Annotated in this window: 18 protein-coding genes; 11 read left to right on the top strand and 7 right to left on the bottom strand. The window is 70.9% G+C overall.

The genetic code is table 11. The features are described 5' to 3' along the window. Nucleotides 1–45 precede the first annotated feature (45 nt). Nucleotides 46–909: an EamA family transporter gene (locus IEY88_RS23385; RefSeq protein ID WP_189156942.1), complete on the top strand. Its 864-nt coding sequence runs from the start codon at nucleotides 46–48 to the stop codon at nucleotides 907–909. Here the strand turns inward: IEY88_RS23385 and IEY88_RS23380 are convergent. Continuing rightward, nucleotides 812–1699 (bottom strand): LysR family transcriptional regulator, encoded by an 888-nt coding sequence (locus IEY88_RS23380; RefSeq protein ID WP_189156941.1) that lies wholly within the window; start codon nucleotides 1697–1699, stop codon nucleotides 812–814. The two genes, IEY88_RS23385 and IEY88_RS23380, sit on opposite strands and share 98 nt — an antisense overlap. A gap of 80 nt (nucleotides 1700–1779) precedes the next feature. On the opposite strand from IEY88_RS23380, the gene IEY88_RS23375 reads away from it, so the two are divergent. Next, the gene (locus IEY88_RS23375; RefSeq protein WP_189156940.1) at nucleotides 1780–2382 is read left to right on the top strand and encodes a hypothetical protein; all 603 of its coding nucleotides are present in this window, start codon (nucleotides 1780–1782) and stop codon (nucleotides 2380–2382) included. A 17-nt stretch (nucleotides 2383–2399) separates the two neighbouring features. Beyond that, nucleotides 2400–3050 (top strand): fibronectin type III domain-containing protein, encoded by a 651-nt coding sequence (locus tag IEY88_RS23370; protein WP_229693664.1) that lies wholly within the window; start codon nucleotides 2400–2402, stop codon nucleotides 3048–3050. 178 nt (nucleotides 3051–3228) lie between these two features. On the opposite strand, the gene IEY88_RS23365 is transcribed toward IEY88_RS23370, so the two are convergent. Beyond that, nucleotides 3229–3873 carry a hypothetical protein gene (locus IEY88_RS23365; protein WP_229693663.1) on the bottom strand — a complete coding sequence of 215 codons (645 nt, stop codon included), beginning with the start codon at nucleotides 3871–3873 and terminating at the stop codon, nucleotides 3229–3231. A gap of 187 nt (nucleotides 3874–4060) precedes the next feature. Between IEY88_RS23365 and IEY88_RS23360 the strand changes: the two genes are divergently transcribed. The 5 genes from IEY88_RS23360 to IEY88_RS23345 all read left to right on the top strand — a co-directional run bounded on the left by IEY88_RS23360 (nucleotide 4061) and on the right by IEY88_RS23345 (nucleotide 10860). Beyond that, entirely contained in the window at nucleotides 4061–6211 is a 2151-nt protein-coding gene (locus IEY88_RS23360; protein WP_189156939.1) for an NHL repeat-containing protein, read from the top strand. Beyond that, nucleotides 6208–7173 carry an AAA family ATPase gene (locus IEY88_RS23355; RefSeq protein WP_189156938.1) on the top strand — a complete coding sequence of 322 codons (966 nt, stop codon included), beginning with the start codon at nucleotides 6208–6210 and terminating at the stop codon, nucleotides 7171–7173. The genes IEY88_RS23360 and IEY88_RS23355 overlap by 4 nt, the downstream gene beginning before the upstream one ends. Further along, a complete protein-coding gene (locus tag IEY88_RS23350) occupies nucleotides 7170–8276 on the top strand; it encodes a DUF58 domain-containing protein (RefSeq protein ID WP_229693662.1) in 1107 nt (368 codons plus the stop codon). The genes IEY88_RS23355 and IEY88_RS23350 overlap by 4 nt, the downstream gene beginning before the upstream one ends. Before the next feature lie 443 nt (nucleotides 8277–8719). Further along, on the top strand, nucleotides 8720–8851 hold the full coding sequence (locus IEY88_RS45135) for a hypothetical protein (protein WP_268241259.1): 132 nt from the start codon (nucleotides 8720–8722) through the stop codon (nucleotides 8849–8851). After that, nucleotides 8848–10860, top strand: a complete 2013-nt coding sequence (locus tag IEY88_RS23345; RefSeq protein WP_189156937.1) for a transglutaminase TgpA family protein — start codon at nucleotides 8848–8850, stop codon at nucleotides 10858–10860. Before IEY88_RS45135 ends, IEY88_RS23345 begins: the two co-directional genes overlap by 4 nt. Before the next feature lie 4 nt (nucleotides 10861–10864). Here IEY88_RS23345 and IEY88_RS23340 read toward each other — a convergent pair whose 3' ends face one another. The 3 genes from IEY88_RS23340 to IEY88_RS23330 form a co-directional block, all read right to left on the bottom strand. Then, complete coding sequence (locus IEY88_RS23340) at nucleotides 10865–11320, bottom strand: hypothetical protein (protein ID WP_189156936.1); 456 nt, start codon at nucleotides 11318–11320, stop codon at nucleotides 10865–10867. A gap of 119 nt (nucleotides 11321–11439) precedes the next feature. Then, entirely contained in the window at nucleotides 11440–13044 is a 1605-nt protein-coding gene (locus IEY88_RS23335; RefSeq protein ID WP_189156935.1) for a serine/threonine-protein kinase, read from the bottom strand. A gap of 70 nt (nucleotides 13045–13114) precedes the next feature. Further along, the gene (locus IEY88_RS23330; protein ID WP_189156934.1) at nucleotides 13115–13708 is read right to left on the bottom strand and encodes a DUF4230 domain-containing protein; all 594 of its coding nucleotides are present in this window, start codon (nucleotides 13706–13708) and stop codon (nucleotides 13115–13117) included. Between the two features lie 129 nt (nucleotides 13709–13837). Here IEY88_RS23330 and IEY88_RS23325 point away from each other — a divergent pair, with 129 nt between their 5' ends. Genes IEY88_RS23325 through IEY88_RS23315 form a run of 3 tightly spaced genes read left to right on the top strand, consistent with a single transcriptional unit; the run spans nucleotide 13838 to nucleotide 15624 of the window. Beyond that, the gene (locus IEY88_RS23325) at nucleotides 13838–14743 is read left to right on the top strand and encodes a proteasome assembly chaperone family protein (RefSeq protein ID WP_229693661.1); all 906 of its coding nucleotides are present in this window, start codon (nucleotides 13838–13840) and stop codon (nucleotides 14741–14743) included. 9 nt (nucleotides 14744–14752) lie between these two features. Continuing rightward, the gene (locus IEY88_RS23320) at nucleotides 14753–15112 is read left to right on the top strand and encodes an MmcQ/YjbR family DNA-binding protein (RefSeq protein ID WP_189156933.1); all 360 of its coding nucleotides are present in this window, start codon (nucleotides 14753–14755) and stop codon (nucleotides 15110–15112) included. After that, nucleotides 15085–15624, top strand: a complete 540-nt coding sequence (locus tag IEY88_RS23315; protein WP_268241258.1) for a YciI family protein — start codon at nucleotides 15085–15087, stop codon at nucleotides 15622–15624. Before IEY88_RS23320 ends, IEY88_RS23315 begins: the two co-directional genes overlap by 28 nt. Here the strand turns inward: IEY88_RS23315 and IEY88_RS23310 are convergent. Both IEY88_RS23310 and IEY88_RS23305 read right to left on the bottom strand, forming a co-directional pair. Beyond that, a complete protein-coding gene (locus IEY88_RS23310; protein ID WP_189156932.1) occupies nucleotides 15621–16076 on the bottom strand; it encodes a dihydrofolate reductase in 456 nt (151 codons plus the stop codon). The genes IEY88_RS23315 and IEY88_RS23310 overlap by 4 nt on opposite strands. Then, nucleotides 16073–16870, bottom strand: coding sequence for a thymidylate synthase (locus tag IEY88_RS23305; protein ID WP_189156931.1), 798 nt, complete (start codon nucleotides 16868–16870; stop codon nucleotides 16073–16075). The genes IEY88_RS23310 and IEY88_RS23305 overlap by 4 nt, the downstream gene beginning before the upstream one ends. Nucleotides 16871–16932: the final 62 nt, after the last annotated feature.

The following is a 16932-nucleotide window of genomic DNA, read 5'->3' as shown; positions in this document are numbered from 1 at the left end:
AAACATTCGCTGTACCGAAGAGACCTGGTCGGTGAGGCTGATCGCATGGCGGTCTTCCTGGTCCTCGGCTCGGTCATCTCCCTGCAGTTCGGCGCGGCGTTCGCGAACCAGCTCTTCGGCCAGATCGGCGCACCCGGCGCCACGGCCCTGAGGCTCGGCATCGCGGCGCTGCTGCTGTGCGTGGTGGTGCGGCCGAAGTTCCGGCAGGAGACGCTCGTGCTCGGGATGACCATGGCGGGCATGAACGGCACCTTCTACCTCGCGCTCGACCGCATCCCGCTCGGCGTGGCGGTGACGATCGAGTTCCTCGGGCCGCTCGGGCTCGCGGCGGTGCTGAGCAGGCGGGCGCGGGACTTCGTGTGGGTCGGCCTGGCGCTCGCGGGTGTCGTGGTCCTCGGCGTGCACGAGTACACCGGCGCGAAGCTCGACCTGATCGGTGTGGCGCTCGCGTTGATCGCGGCCGCGTTCTGGGCCGGTTACATCCTCGCCGGGCGCACCCTCGCGACGGCAGGGCTCGGCACCGGTGGTCTCGCGGGGGCGAGCCTGATCGCGGCGGCGCTCACGTTGCCGTACGGGCTGTCGACGGCCGGGACCGCGTTGTTCGAGCCGAAGATGCTCCTGCTCGGCACGCTCGTGGCGCTGCTCGCGTCCGCGATCCCGTACACGCTGGAGATCCGTGCTCTGAAGACGTTGCAGGCCAGCACGTTCGGCGTGGTGCTCGCGCTCGAACCCGCCGCGGCCGCGCTGGCAGGAGCGTTGCTGCTCGGCCAGCACCTGAGCGTGATCTCGTTGTGCGGCATGGCACTGGTGATCACGGCGGGGGTCGGAGCGGCGCTACGGAGAGCGCCAGCGCCTCGCGGAACGCCCGCACAGCGGGATGCTGACCTCGTCCTGCCCGTGCCGCGGTGAACAGCAGCCGGGACTTCGGTTCCGGCAGCTCGTGCAGGTCGACGGTGATCTCGCGGTCGTACCAGACGAGGTCCGGCAGCAGCGCGACCGCGAGGCCCCGTTCCACGAACCGCAGCTTCACCAGCACGTCGGTCGAGGAGAAGCGCACGTCCGGCTCGAAGCCGTTGTGGCGGCACCAGTTCACGTTGAAGATCCGTTGCGGGAAGCCCTCGGTCTCCATGATCCACGGGTAGGAGCCGATCTCACCGGTCGCGAGTCCACGCGGGACGGCGAGCCGGATCGGATCCCGGACCAGTTCCCGGTACTCGAGGCCGGGGAACCGGGCCTCCGGCTGGTCCGGCCACTCCTCCACGAAGACGAGGTCGAAGTCCCTGGCGTTCAACGCGGAAAGCGCTTCCGCGGGGTCGAGCACCTGGAACTCGATCCGCAGCGAAGGGTGCTCGTCCCTCATCCGCGCGAGCGTCGCCGGGATCAGCGCCAGCGCCGCGGTCTGGAACGTCGCGACCCGCAGCGTGCCGGTGATCTCGTGCAGCGACGCGGCCACCTCGGACTCGGCCTGGTCCAGGCGGGCGAGCACCTCCTCGGTGTGCCGCACCAGAATTTCGGCCTGCGGCGTGAGCTTGACACGCCGGCCGACCGGTTCCAGCAGGGGCACGCCGACCTCGGTTTCCAGCAGCGACAGCTGTTGCGAGACCGACGAGGGGCTGTAGTTCAGCGCCTGGGCGACGGCCGCGAGCGTCCCCCTTTGGGAAAGTTCGCGCAGCAGTCGCAGACGATGGAGGTCGAACATCCGATCATTATCCGATACAGTCGCGTCACCGCCCCCTGGAAATGCGTGCTGTCCTCAGCACGTTTTGAGGAGGTATCGGGATGTCCAAACGACTCCGCAACGTCGCGGGGATCGCGATGGCAACCGGTCTGCTCGTGTCGGTCGCCCCGGCACAGGCCCAGGTTGAAACCGGTCCGTGGACCAGCTACTCCCCGTCGTTCACCGTCCAGGAACGCGGCTGCGGCACCGTCAGCAACCTGACTTTCCAACTCACCTGCTCCACCGCGAGCGGTGACCAGCGTGCCGAGCGGCGTTACGCCACTTACACCGGCGGCACGCGCCAGTTCGAGGGCAGCTTCCGGATCACGAGTCTCGGCGGCACCCGCATCAGTCTCAAGCAGACGTTCCGGGAGGCCCCCAGCGCGGGACCGTTCTGGATGCTTGCCGTGGAACGCGGCGGCCGGCTCTACGCAGTGCACGGGGGCGCCACCATCGCCACCGGCGCGACCGTGGGCACGACCGTCCGCGTGAACACCGTGCACAACACGTCCACGGAACACCGCACCTACATCAACGGCTCCCGTGCGCACACGTACGCGAGCAGCGGTACCAGTTTCTACGACAAGTTCGGCGCGTACCGGACGTCCAGCGGCCAGGGACCGGCCACGGTCACCTGGAGCAACGTGCGGTTCTGGCGCAAGTGATCCGACGCTCTGCTCTGGTGTTCCTGCTGTTCTTGGCTGCCTGCGGCCAGGAACAGCAGGACCCCGCACTGACGTCCGAGCTGACCTCGCCGGTGGACGTGACGCTGCACTGGCGTCCGGAGGCGGGGTCGGCCGGGCAGGTCGTCGAGTACGCGAACGCGGCCGGCGGCGAGTACACGATCCTGGAGTTCGCCGGACCGGCGAAGGACACCTACAGGCATCCCGACCTGATCCCGGAAACCCAGTTCTACTACCGGGTCCGGCCGTTCACGGGCGCGGCTTCGGCCACTGTGGACGTCTCGTTGCCGCCGGGCGACGAGGTGCCGGAGATCGACGGGCCGGACTGGACCGCGCCGGTCAAGGCCGGCGGGGGCAGGACCCCCGTGCCGTCGCCGGAGTCCGCGGCGACGGAGCTGGAGGCGGAGGTGAAGAACGCCAACGGGATCCTGTTCACCTGGCAGGACCGGGCGGCGGACGAGGACGGGTACCTGATCGAGGTCAGGCCCGCGGGCGCGGCGGACTTCCGCGTCGCCGTGCAGCTCGACCCGGACACCACCTCGTACGGGGTGATCACACTCCCAGACGAGAAGGTCGCGACCTATCGCGTGCGGGCGTTCCGGTTCGGGTCACCGTCGAACCTGACGCATCAGACGACGGGGAAGGCCTGAGCGCCTGTCTGGCACTCCACGCGCTCGCGGCGAGAAGCAGCGCCGCGAGCGCGTAGGGCCAGGTCGTGGGCTCCGTGACCGCCAGCGCGACGTTGATCGCGGACAGCAGTCCGAACACGCTGGTGAGCAGCCACCAGGTCAGTCGATCCTCGTTCGCGTCGGCGGTCATACGGGTGGGCTACCCGTTGTCCTCCTCTTTCACACCCTCTTCTTCCTCTTTCTTCTCACCGCGCCGGCGCATGAACGAGAAGCCGGGGATGCCGAGGATCGCCTGGCGCATGTCGCTGGTGACCTCGAGCAGCTGGTGGACCTCGGGACCGACCTTGTCCAGGGTGGCGAGGATCGGCAGGATGTCGCTGGTCAGGTGCTCTGTCAGCACCGGCAGCTCGTCGATGAGCTTGATCGCGGCCTCGACCTCGTGCGGCGAGAGCTCCTCCACGAACCGCTTCGCGAGCGGCTGGGCCTGCTTGGCGAGCGGCTCGTACAGGTCGATCAGCTCGTTGGCCGTGTGCGCGGTCTGGCCGGCCGCGGTGACGACGAGCCCGGCCCGTGCGGCGACGTCGCTCGCGCTCGCCGTGATCGCGCGGACCTCGACGACGGCCTTCTCCGCGTCGGCGACGACGTCGGCCGTGCGGTCGACCAGCGCGTCGGCTTTCGCGACGATGCCATCGACGGCGTCCATGGTGCCGTTCACCTTCCGCACGAGCTGTTCGACTTCGCCGATGAGGCTCAGCACACGGGCCGGAACCGCCGCGACGGCCGCTGTCGTGCCGAGTGCGGTGTCGAACGCCTGCTTGGCAAGTCCCATGCCGGGGATGTCCATGCGTCCACTCTGCCTTACGCGTTGGTCGGTTCGGGGGAACGCCATACGGTTTCCAAAACTGTCAGACCCCGTCATTACATTCACTGATGTCTGCCAACCGGCTGGCCGGGCGAACCGGGAACCATGCGCCGCCCGAAGTTGTCAGAGCCGGGGGTTAGCATCCCCGGCGGGCGAGGGAGGGCGCGTTATGTCTTGGTGGCACCGGATCAGACGCATTATCTCCGGTGGAGGGCGGGAATCGGCGAGTTTCGTCGCGGCACTGCTGGGTGTCCTGGTGCTCGCGGGCGCCGCGCTCGGGCAGGGCATCTCCCGCACGTCGGTCGCGGTGTCGGACGGGCTCACCTGGCTGGGCGACGACCAGCGCGGTGAGGTCGTGCAGATCAACCCCGGTTCGGGCAAGCCGCAGACGCGGTTGCAGATCAGCGGCCCCGACTCGCAGCTCGAGATCGCGCAGGAGGACGGCCGGCTGATCGTCCTGAACCGGCGCACCGGCGAGATCACCGTCATCGACCTGGCGACGCTGCTCGCCTCCGGCCGCCGGCAGGCGCCACCCGGTGCGACGAGCAAGGTGCTGGTGGCGAACGGGATGGTGTTCGTCGTCGACCGCGCGTCCGGCACCGTGCACACCGCCGACCCGCTGTCCCTGGCCGACATCGGGCAGAGCTGGCAGGCAGGTCAGCCGCTCGCCGACGCCGTCGTGGACGAGCGCGGCGTGCTGTGGCTCGTCGACCACGGCGGCACGCTGAGGTCGCTCGACTGGTCGGACGACGAGGAGCGGTTCCAGGAGCGCTCGCACCGCCAGGTCACCGGCGCCGGGCCCCGCACCGTTCTCGTGCCGCACGACCAGGGCGTCACGCTCATCGGTCTCGACGGCGGTGTCGTCGTGCGCGACGGCACGGGTGAGGACGTGGACTCGTCCACGGACCGCTCGGACGCCGAGGTGATCGCCGCGCAGTCCTCGCCGATCGGCCTGGTGCCCGCGTCGGTGCCGTCGTCCTCGGTCGTCGTGCTGGTCGTCGGCCGTGAGGTGCTCCGCGTCGACGTCGGCGCGATGGGCTGCCCGAAGCCGGGCCGGCCCGCCGTGTTCCGCGACAAGGTCTACGTGCCCTGCAAGGGCTCCGGCAAGGTCATCGTTCTCGACCGCGGTGGCAGCCGCGGTGGCGACGACGTCCGCACGTCCGGTGGCGCCGACCCCGAGCTCGTGTTCGACGACGGCCGGTTGTTCGTGAACGTCCCCGGCTCCTCGACGGGTGTGCTGGTCGACCCGGACGGCGCGACGCGCTCGCTGACGATCCGCAGCCCCGAGCTCCCGGTGAAGGACCCGGACCGCTCGCCGCCGCCGTCCGTGCCGCCGCCCCCGCCGCCGAACCCCAACGAGCCGCAGAAGCCGCCGCGCAACCCCGGCAACGGCAACAACCCCCCGCCGGTCACGGAGGTGTCGGCCCCGTCCACGCCTGCCGCTCCGCCCTCCGCCGGCGGCACGGCTCCTGCCGCGCCCGCGGGTGTCTCGGTGCGGGAGAAGTCGCGCAACGCCTCCGCGCTCGTCGTGACGGTGAGCTGGAACGCGGCCACGTCGGCCGATCCGATCGTCGGCTACACGGTGTCGGGCTCCGGTTCGTTCAGCGGTGGCTCGGTGTCGGCGCAGTCCGCCGGGACGTCCGCCGACCTGTCGGTGCCGTGCGCGGGCTCCACGTTCTGCACCAGCGGCCGGTTGGACGTGACGGTGCGCGCCTCGACGGCTTCGGTCGCCGGTGCCGCGGGCATGGCCGCGTTCACGGTGACGCCGCCGCCGAACAATCCGCCGCCGCCCCCTCCGGTGACGACCACGACCACGCCGCCGCCTCCGCCTCCGCCTCCGCCGCCCGTGACGACCACGACGCCGCCCCCGCCACCACCGCCTCCGCCACCGTCGTTGCCGACCGCGGGTGCCGTGGTGATCACGAGCATCACCGGCGGGCCGCGGATCCCGTCGCGCACGGTCAACATGGCACCGCCTGCTGACTGGGCGAGCCACAACGGCCGGTGCGAGGTCGTCAACACGACGTGGGAGTACGCGGTCGGCATTCCGTGCAACGCCACCAGCGTCCGCATCTCGTTGGAGGAAGGCCCGAACCGCATCGTCGTTCGCGCCTATGCGGCGACGGGTGGTGGTCAGGTCGAGTCGGCGGGCAAGAACGCGAGCCTGATCCTGGACGAGTGCGGAGGCAAGCCCGGCTGCATCCCGCGGATGGTTCCGGCCGGGGTCGAGACCGCGCCCATGGGTGCGGGTGGCCTCGGGCTGCTGGCGGCCGCGTTCCTGCTGCGCATCGGTGTTCGTCGTGGAGATGAGGACAAGTGATCGACACCGGTGAGGTCTCGGCCTTCCGCGACCTGCACACCCGCCTGGGCGACGCGGTCGAGAGCGCCGTGCGCGGCAAGCGGGACGTGGTCGACCTGGTGCTGGTGGCGATGTTCGCGGGCGGTCACGTGCTGCTCGAGGACGTGCCCGGCACGGGCAAGACGACGCTGGCGCGCGCCGTCGCGGGCGCGCTGGGCGGGGTGTCGCGGCGCGTGCAGTTCACGCCGGACCTGCTGCCGTCCGACGTCACGGGCACCTCGGTCTACGACCCGCAGACGGGTCAGATCCGGTTCCGGCCGGGTCCGGTGTTCGCGAACATCGTGCTGGCGGACGAGATCAACCGCGCGGCGGCCAAGACGCAGTCAGCGCTGCTGGAGGTCATGGAGGAGCGCACGGTCACGATCGACGGCGTCGGGCACGCGGTGCCCGACCCGTTCCTCGTGGTCGCGACGCAGAACCCGATCGACCTCGACGGCACCTACCGCCTGCCCGAGGCGCAGCTCGACCGCTTCATGCTGCGCACCTCGATCGGCTACCCGTCGGTCGAGGACGAGCTGGACGTGCTGCGCCCCGGCAGCGGCGCGGGCCGGATCGCCGACGTCCGCACGGTGTCGTCGCCGCGCGAGATCAGCTCGTTCAGCGGCCGCCTGTCGCTGCTGCACGTCGCCGACCCGATCCTGCAGTACATCTCGTCTCTGGGCACGGGTACGCGCACCGACGAACGGCTGCGCCTGGGCGCCTCGACCCGTGGCCTGCGCACGCTCGTGCGTTGCGCCCAGGTGTACGCGGCGTCCAAGGGCCGGCACTTCGTCGTGCCGCAGGACGTCCAGGACATCGCGGACCCGGTGCTCGCGCACCGCCTGGTGCTGACGCGGGAGAGCGTCCTGTCGGGCGTGACGACGTCGGAGGTGCTGGCCGACGTGCTCTCGCGCGTGGCCGTGCCCAAGCCCGCGGCACAATGAGACTCACCGTGCGCGGCACCGGCACCGCGGTGCTGGGCCTGCTGATGCTCGGCGTCGGTCTGTGGTGGCGCTACGCGGGCATGGCGGCGTTCGGCCTGGCCCTGACCGCACTGGTCGTCGCCTCGATCGTCTCCGTGCTCATCGCCTCACCGCTCGCTGTCTCCCGCACGGTCCGCCCGCGCACCGTCCCCAGGCTCGCGCGGTGCAACGGCCGCCTGGAACTCTCGTCCACCGGCAGGTGGCCGGTGGCTCTGGACGCCGTCGACGTGGTGGCCGGCGCCCCGATGGACGTGGACGTACCGCTGCTGAAGCCGGGCGAGGTCGAGGCCGTCGACTACGCGATCCCGACCGAACGCCGCGGCGTCTTCGACGTGGGCCCGCTGACGTTGCGCCGCAAGGGCCTGGCCGGCCTCGCGCAGGCCCGCACCGTGCTGGGCGAGGTCGTCCAGGTACGGGTGATCCCGCGCGTCCTACCGGTCCGAGGCCTGCCGTCGGGCGCCCGCCGAGGCCAGGTGGGAGCCGACGAACGCGTCGAACGCGGCGGCACGGACCTGGTGGGCCTGCGCGAGTACGTGCCGGGCGACGACCTGAGGCGCCTGCACTGGGCCACCTCGGCCCGCACCGGCACCCTCATGATCCGCGAGGACGCCGACCCGGCCCGCCCGCACCTGGCCGTGCTGCTGGACGACAGCGAGTCGTCGTACGCGGACCCCCAACGCTTCGAGGAGGCCGTGGAGGTGGCGGCGTCCCTCATCACCTCGGCCCTGGAGCAAGGACACCCGGTGCGGCTGCTGACCTCGTCGGGCGGCACCGACATCGAGGAACAGCAGGACTCGGCGCCGATCCTGTCCGCACTGGCGGACCTCGGCCTGCGGGACGTGGACGGCCGCCCGACCGTGCCGGTGCGCGACCTCGACGTGGTGGCCGTGGTGAGCGGCCAGCAGGTCCCCGCCCTGGTGCTGGAGGCGGGCAGGGCCGCGTTCGGCGTGGTTCTGGTCGTGGACGAGAAGCGGCCGGTGGGGGCGGCGGGTTCGGTGCTCGTGGTCAGCGGGGCACGGGCGGAGGACCTGGTGGACTCGTGGAACGCGGTGGTGGCGCGATGAAGCGCGGCTGGGCGACCGCGGGGTCGCGGGGTGTGGTGTCGCGCGGTGGCCGGACGGGTGTGGGCTTGCGGGGTGTGGTGTCGCGCGGTGGCTGGGCGGGTATGGGCTTGCGGGCTGTGGTGTTGCGCGGCAGACGGGCAGGCGTGGGCTTGCGGGGCGTGGTGTCGCGCGGTGGCTTGGCGGGCGTGGGCTTGCGGGGTGTGGTGTCGCGCGGCGGCCGGGCAGGCGTGGGCTTGCGGGGCGTGGTGTTGCGCGGTGGCTTGGCGGGCGTGGGCGTGCGGGGCATGGTGTCTTGCGGCAGCCAGGTTGCCAGCCTGCGTGCCGCCCGTGGCGTGGAACGCGGTGCTACCTCAGGGAGCGGCCTCCGCCAGAAGCCCGCCTCGGCCGCAGCCTTCCTCCCTGCAGCCCTCCTTCCCGCCGACACGATCCGTGGCGGTGACCCCGTGAGCAACTCCTTGCTGAAGTTCGGCTGGGTGGCCGCCCTCCTCCCTGCAGCCCTCCTCCCCGCCGGCAAGGCCTACGCGGCCGCCACCCTCCTCCCCGCTGACACGACCCGCGCGGCGGTGACCCCGTGAGCAACTCCCTGCTGAAGTTCGGCTGGGTCTCCGCCCTCCTCCTCGTAGGCGCCCTGCAACTCTCCCAGGCCTGGGACGGCGCGACCCTCTACTTCGGACTCGCCGCCGCGGCAGGTTTCGCGGCCCTGCTGCTGAAGCGGATCGTCCCGGCGGGCCTCGCCGCCCTGGCCGTCATGGTGGCGGCGATGGCGGGCGGGTTCTTCCTGGCCCGCGGCGCGTCCCCGGACCGCGACCCGGCGTGGGTCCTGCTCGACACCGTCCCCAGACTGCTCACCGCGGCTCGGCCCGCACCCGCGACGCCCGAACTGCTCGTGCCCGGGTTGTTGCTGATCATCGGCATCTCCACCGGCATGGTGCTGTCGGTGACGAAGCGCGGCACGGCCCTGTTCGTGCCGGCGCTCGGTTCGGCCACGCTGTACGTGTCGGCGGCGCTGCTCACGACGGGGCGTGCGGATCGGTACGGGCTTGTCGCGCTCACGGTGGTGACGTTGCTGGCGTTGGGCTGGCTGGTCATCGACCGGCGCGGGCCCGTGGTGCCGCCCGCGGTGCTCGCCACGGCGCTGGCCGCGCTCACGTTGCTGACTTTCGTGTTGCCCACCAACGGGTTCGAGCCGCGCAGGCTCGTCACGCCGCCGGTCACCGACATCGCGATCTCCAACCCGCTGCCGCAGCTCGCGTCGTGGGCGGCGCAGGGGGAGGCGGAGCTGTTCCGGATGCGCGGGCCCGAGGTGCCGGTGCGGCTGGTGACGCTCAGCCGGTACTCCGGGGCGTCGTGGGAGGCGGCCTCGACGTACGGGCCGCTCGGTGTGGTCGACGCGCCGGACCTGCCCACCGGCGGGAAGTTCCAGGACGCCAGTGTCGACCTGCGGATCACCGGGCTGCAGGGCGAGTGGCTGCCGGGGGTCGGGAAGCCGCAGGCGGTGTCGCTGAGCAACGCCATGGTGGACCCGGACACCGGGTCTCTCGTGGTGGCCGAAGGGCTCACGACCGGGCTGAGCTACACCGTGCGCGGTGTCGTCGAGACGCCGGCCGACGCGGATCTGGCCGAGGCGCAGGTTCCGACGAGCGCCACGAAGTACACGGCGTTGCCGCGGCTGCCGTTCACGCTCGCCGAGTACGCGCGGCAGGCGACGCAGAACGCGCGCACGCCGTACGAGAAGGCCGTTGCGCTGGAACAGGTCGTGCGGCTCAACCGCAGGCCGGACGCCGAGGCGCCGGTCGGGTCGTCCTACGCGCGGCTGGAGACGTTCCTGTTCGGGGCGGCGGGGGAGTCCGGGGCCGGTGCGGGGACAGCCGAACAGTTCGCGTCGGCGTACGCGGTGCTCGCGCGGGCCGTCGGGTTGCCCACGCGGGTGGTGGTCGGGTTCCAGCCGGTGCCCGAGCAGAACGGCGAACGGGTCGTGCGCGCCGCGGACGCCACCGCGTGGCCGGAGGTGTACTTCAGCGGGTGGGGCTGGGTGGCGTTCGATCCCGTGTCCGGCAACGGGAGCGGGCCGAGTGCCGCCTCGAAGCGCGAGGTGCTGAACCGGCTTGCGTCCACCACCGCGAAGCCGACGCCGACCTCGTTGCCGTCGGTGCCCCCGCTGGTGCAGCCGACCGCGTTGCAGGGCACCGACACCGCCGCACCCGCCACACCGAAGACATTCCCGTTCTGGGTGTTCACACCCGTGTTGCTGCTGGTCGTGCTGTTCGCGGCACGCACGTCCCGTCGTCTCCGGCTCCGGGCCGCGGGGCCGGTCGGGGCGTGGAACGAGGTGCTCGACGCATTGCAACTCGCGGGGCTCAGGCCGAAACCGAGCCGGACGGTGCCGGACGTCGCACGCGAGTGGGGTGACGCGGGGGCGAGGCTCGCGGTCATGGTCGACCAGGCCGCGTTCGCACCGCAGCCGGCGCACCACGAGAACAGCTGGCGGCTCGCCCGTCAGGTCAGGAAAGCGGTGCGGCGCAAGGCTTCCTGGTGGCGCAGAGCGATGTGGGCGGTCGACCCGCGGCCGTTGTTCCGGCGCTGACCGGTCAGCGCACGACCGGGGCGGGGATGCAGTTCTTCCCGGTGACCTTGAGCAACGCCTCGCACAGCGCCGGCGCCGTCTCCGACGGGAACGGGCCGATCCAGATGAACTGCGTGAACCGCGTGTCCTCCGGGACGATGACCGGGCAGACGTCGTCGCGTCTGCTCAGGAACGCGCTTTGGCCGCGCAGCGCGGGGTTCGCGCTCTCACGGTGCTCGACCCACATCGTCTCGTAGTCCACCAGCACCCTGACGTCCGCCTCGGGCATCGCGCCCTCCAGCGAGTGCAGCACGAGGACGGACGAACCGGGGTCGCAGGGCATGTCCGTGTATTCGAGCTGATCGGGCACAGGCGACGTCGTGGGTGAGGCGCCGGTGTTCTGATGGGACCGGGACTGGAGGCTGCCGCCGATCAGCACACCGATCCCGATGCCGACGACGAGCGGAACGGCCGCCCACAACACAAGTGTTCGGCGCTTTCGTCCACGAGCGAACATCGGTGGGCCGGCATAACGAGCGCTTTGCACCGGGGGACCGTACGCCAGTTCGTGCACCCGCAACAACATCGGGCACGCATCGTTCAGTTCTTGTTGGCACAGACCTTTGCGGAGCTGCCGCGTTCGCCGTTGAGCCCGAGCGCCGCGATCTGGAAACACCGCCGGTCGCCGCCACCGTCCTCGACGACGTACGTCGTGCCGCCGCCGGTCACCGTCGTGAGCGCGGTCGGCTTGGCACCGGTCACGTCGACCACCACGAACTGGGCCTGGCCGTCGCTCGGATCGGTCCATTCCAGCTCGATCGCCTTGCCCTTGTACTCCGCGCGCTTGAGCACCGGGACGAACTTCGGGTCGGTGTTCGGCGACGGCCCCGCGTCCGCCGAGTCCGACGTCGGCACGGGCGGTGTTGTTGTCGTCACTGGTGGTTGGGCCTGCTGACCGTCGCCACCGCGGTTGAGGACCACGCCCGCGGCGATCCCGCCCGTCACCGCGATCACTGCCAGCAACGCGAGCACTCCACCGCGTTTGCTCTTGGGGACCGGCGCCGTCATCGGCTCGACGGGCGGCAGGTCCACGCTGGGTAGCACCGCGACCGGAACAGGACGCGGAGGCGGCGGCGGGACGAAGTCGTGCTGCCGGTAGGTCAGGTCTTCCAACTGACCGCGCCACGAATCGTCGCGCTCGGCCTCGGGTTCCGGTTCGGGTTCCGGTTCCGGCTGGAACCCGCGCGGGCCGAAACCGGGTGCCTCGGTCGGGCCCTCCGGGTAGAAGTCGGGGCGCTCGCCCAGCATCGCCGTCGCGTCCGGGTCCACAGTGGACAGCGCGGTGCCGGAGTTCGCCGACATCAGCGCGTCCCGCAGCTCCAGCGCCGAACCGAAGCGCTCGGCCCGGTCCTTGCGCAGGCAGCACTCGATCACCGCGACCAGCCACGCCGGCACGTCGAACCGGGTCAGTGGACGCGGTTCGCCGTTGCTCACGCGCCCGACGTAGGACAGCAGCGTGTCCTCGTCCGGGTTGTCCGACGCGAACGGCGGCTTGCCCTCCAGCAACGTGAACAGCGTCGAGCCGAGCGACCAGACGTCGTCCGCGAACGACGGCGTGGCGCCCTCCAGCATCTGCGGGGCGGCGTGCCGGTAGCTGACCATCTGCAGTGACGCGGAATGCCCCGCGTCGGCGCCGCGCGCGATGCCGAAATCGGCCAGCACGTACGAGGTCGGGAGCACCAGGACGTTCTGAGGCTTCACGTCCCGGTGCAGGATGCCCTGGCCGTGCGCGAACGCCAGCGCGTCCGCCACCGCGATGCCCGCCGCGATGACGTCGGGCACAGGCAACGGGCCCATGGCGCGCAACCGGTCGTGCAGCGAACCACGTTCGTAGAACTCCATGACGATGCACGGGCGGCCGTCGGGCAACGTGCCCGTGTCGAGCACCGTGACGATGTGCGGGTGCTGGCGGCCGAGCTCGACGGTGATCGCCAGTTCGCGGCGGAAGCGGGCCACCGTCGCCGGGTCCGTCACCTGCAGCACCTTGACCGCGACGTCGCGGCCCAGGCCGTCCTGGCGGGCGCGGTAGATCGTGCCCTCGCCGCCCTGCGCGATCACGCGGAAGGCGCTGAAGCCGGGCAACACGATGCCGGGCGCCTGCGCAGCGCCCTGCGCGGGCGCCCAGGCCATCAGATCGTCTTCCACCGGCGGATCCTATCCCGGAGTGCTGGGGTCACCGCTGAACGTTCGGAAGGATCGGCCGGAGAGGTTCGAATCAGTCGGTGGTCACTTTCACCTGGAATCCCAGTGACTGCAGCATTCCGGTGAGCATCACGCGGGTGTTGTCCTCCGCCCGCTTGAGCAGCTCCGACTGCTTGGCCGCCTCGGAGAGCTTGGCCTCGGCGGCGACGTAGAACTTCTGCTGGTCGGGAGGGCCCGCCAGCGCCTGCAGGTCGTTGATGAGGCCGCGTTCCTGGCTGAACACGTACGAACGGTCGTGGTGCAGGTTCGGTTTGTCCAGCTGCGCCTTCGGCACGCGCAGTTCGACGGTCTTCCCGTCCGCCGACACGACCAGCCCGTCGTCCTTCAGCGTCCCCAGGTCCACGAACGCGTTGACCGACCCGGCCGCGACGAACAGCGTGCGGTCGCCCGCCAGCGCCGCGGGCACCCACTTCACGTCGTTCTCGATGTCCAGCACGACCTGGAACTCGCCCGCCGCGGCGTGGTACTGGCTCAGGTCCCGCACCGACTTGAGCATCGCGGGCTGGCTGCGGTCGATGGATTCGTCACCGAAGGGCCTGAATTGGCCGAAGACGAACACCGCCGCGCCGAGGAGAATGACGACGGCCGCGACCAGAGTTCCACGCATCACCCAGCGCCTGTCCACCGCGTTGGAGTACCCGTGAGGTGATGCGCGCACACGGTCCGTATGGGCTAATCGACCCGTGCGGAATCAGTTCCGTGTCCACATGGTTGGCTTTGGACGAGACGAGAGCGATTGACCAGGAGGCGTGCGGTGGACCCGGAGAACCTGTACGAGGTGGACTCGGAGGTGCCGGACCTGACGGGTGCGGTGCTGCTGCACCACTTCGAGGGCTTCATGGACGCCGGCGCCGCGGGACGCCTGCTCTCCGAACACCTGCTGGAGACACTGGAGAGCCGGATCGTCGCGCGTTTCGACGTCGACGGCCTGATCGACTACCGCTCGCGCCGCCCGCTGATGACCTACGCGACCGACCACTGGGAGGACTACGCCGCCCCCGAACTGGTCGTGCACCTGCTCTGGGACAGCGCGGGCCACCCGTTCCTGCTGCTCACCGGCCCCGAGCCGGACCGCCGCTGGGAGGCGTTCATCCAGGCCGTGCGTTCGCTGGTCGACCGCTGGGGCGTGCGTCTGACCGTGGGCTTCCACGGCATCCCGATGGGCGTGCCGCACACACGGCCGTTGAACGTCATCGGCCACGCCACGCGCCCCGAGCTCGTGAGTGAGTACCAGCCTTTCTTCAACCGCGTGCAGGTGCCGGGCAACGTGTCCGGGCTGCTGGAGTTCCGCCTCGGCCAGGCGGGCCACGACGCGATGGGCTTCGCCGCCCAGGTCCCGCACTACCTGGCGCAGTCGCAGTACCCGACCGCCGCCGTGACCCTGCTCGACGCCCTGGCCCGCGCCACCGGCCTCGCGCTGCCCATCGGCGGCCTGGTCGACGCCGCCCAGGCCGCGGACGCCGAGATCCACCGCCAGGTCGCGGAGTCGGAGGAGGTCTCGCAGGTGGTGGAGGCGCTCGAGCGGCAGTACGACGCGTTCATCCAGACTGTCGGCGACACCGACATCCCCAGCGCGGACGAACTGGGCGCCGAGTTCGAGAGGTTCCTGGCCGAGCAGCAGCGTCCGCCGGACCACCTGTAGGAGCAAGTGATGGCCACCTGGGACGACGTGCACAGGATCGCCACCTCCATGCCCGACGTCACCGAGCGGGTGCGGGAGGGCGTCGTCGACTGGCGGGTCAAGGACAAGCTCTTCGTCTGGGAACGGCCGCTGCGCAAGACCGACCTCAGCGCGCTGGGAGCGGCGGCGCCGTCCGGGCCGATCCTCGCCGCACGGGTGCCGGACCTGGGCGCCAAGGAGGCGTTGCTGGCCTCGGACCGGTCGGTCTACTTCACGACGCCGCACTTCCACGGGTACCCGGCGATCCTGGTGCGGCTGGAGCACATCGAGGTGGGGGAGTTGGAAGAGCTGATCGTCGAGGCGTGGCACGCACGGGCGCGTCGCCGGTGACGGAGTTCTTCTGCTTCCACCGGGACCGGCCCGGCTCGATGCCGTTGCGCGAGAAGCTGCTCGAAGCGCACTGGTCCTACATGGACGGCTTCGAGCTCATCGCCCGCGGCCCGGTGTTCTCCGGCGGCGTGCTCACCGGCAGCGTGCACGTCGTCGAGGCGCCGGACGCGGCGGCGGCCCGTGCGTTCGCTTTCGAGGAACCCGTCTACCAGGCCGGCGGCTATCGCGACGTGCTGGTGCGCAGGTGGCACAACGTGCTCGGACGCACCATGTGGGACTTCCCCGGCGGTGGCGGCCACCTGGTGCTCGGGTTGGGCTCGGGCGAGCCGGCCGACCTCGTACCGGCGCGACCGGAGGAGTTGGTCGCGTACGGGTCGTTGCTGTCCGACGACGGCGCTGCCTGGCTCGGGACGGCGGCGCTGGTCAGGTCGGCCGACCCGGCGGCGGTGCTGACGGCGGACCGCTACGACGCCGTCGAGGTGTACGAGTGGGAGCCCGGCGGACGCCGTTAGTAGCTGACGAACCGGTAGTGCAGGCCGCTGCTCGACTCCAGCCACTCGCCGACGCTGACCGGCTCGCGGTCCACAGCGGGTGCGTACGTGTCGCCCTCGAACGACTCGCGGATCTCCGTCACCTCGACGCGGTCGGCGAACGGCAGCGCCGCCGCGTACACCGCTGATCCGCCCATCACCCACAGGTCACCGGTGACGCCCGCCAGCGCCTCCTCCAGGCTGCCGAACGTCTCCGCACCGTCCTGGGGAGTGCGCGACAGCACCAGGTTGCGGCGGCCGGGCAGCGGGCGGAAGCGCGGCGGCAGCGACTCCCAGGTGCGGCGGCCCATCAGGACGGCCGAACCGGCGGTCAGTTCCCGGAAGTGCTTCATGTCCTCCGGGACGTGCCACGGGATGGCGTTGTCGCGGCCGATCACGCCGTTCGCGGACTGCGCCCAGATCAGCCCGATCACACCGCCACCGGGGCCTTGATGCCGGGATGCGGGTCGTAGCCCTCGATCGTGAAGTCCTCGTAGGCGTAGTCGAACAGGGACGCGACGTCGGCCATCTTCAGCGCCGGGAACTCGCGCGCGTCGCGGCTGAGCTGCAGTTCGACCTGCTCGACGTGGTTGTCGTAGATGTGGCAGTCGCCGCCGGTCCAGATGAAGTCGCCGACGCCGAGACCCGTCTGCGCGGCGATCATGTGCGTGAGCAGCGCGTAGGAGGCGATGTTGAACGGCACGCCGAGGAACAGGTCGGCGCTGCGCTGGTAGAGCTGGCAGGAGAGCTTGCCGTCCGCCACGTAGAACTGGAAGAACGCGTGGCACGGCGGCAGCGCCATCTGCGCGATCTCGCCGACGTTCCAGGCGGAGACGATGATCCGGCGCGAGTCCGGGTTCGTCCTCAGCGTCTTCAGGACCTCGGCGATCTGGTCGACGTGCCCGCCGTCCGGCGTGGGCCACGACCGCCACTGCACCCCGTAGACGGGGCCGAGCTCACCCTCGGGGGAGGCCCACTCGTCCCAGATGGACACACCGTGCTCCTGCAACCACTTCACGTTGCTCTCGCCGCGCAGGAACCACAGCAGCTCGTACGCGATCGACTTGAAGTGCACCCGCTTGGTCGTGATCAGCGGGAAGCCCGCGGCGAGCGGGTAGCGCAGCTGGTGGCCGAAGATCGACCGCGTGCCGGTGCCGGTGCGGTCCTGCTTGCGCACGCCCTCTTCCAGGACGTGGCGGAGCAGGTCTTCGTACTGCGTGTCGGGCATGCCCGCACCTTAACTCCAGTGCCTCGGCGTGGTGCACCCGGATCATCGTGGTCACCGGAGCC

Origin of the sequence: Lentzea pudingi (assembly GCF_014646255.1) — a bacterium.
Classification (GTDB): domain Bacteria; phylum Actinomycetota; class Actinomycetes; order Mycobacteriales; family Pseudonocardiaceae; genus Lentzea; species Lentzea pudingi.
The sequence above is the reverse complement of the archived record's forward strand: the minus strand, read 5'-3'. Positions and strand labels throughout refer to the sequence as shown.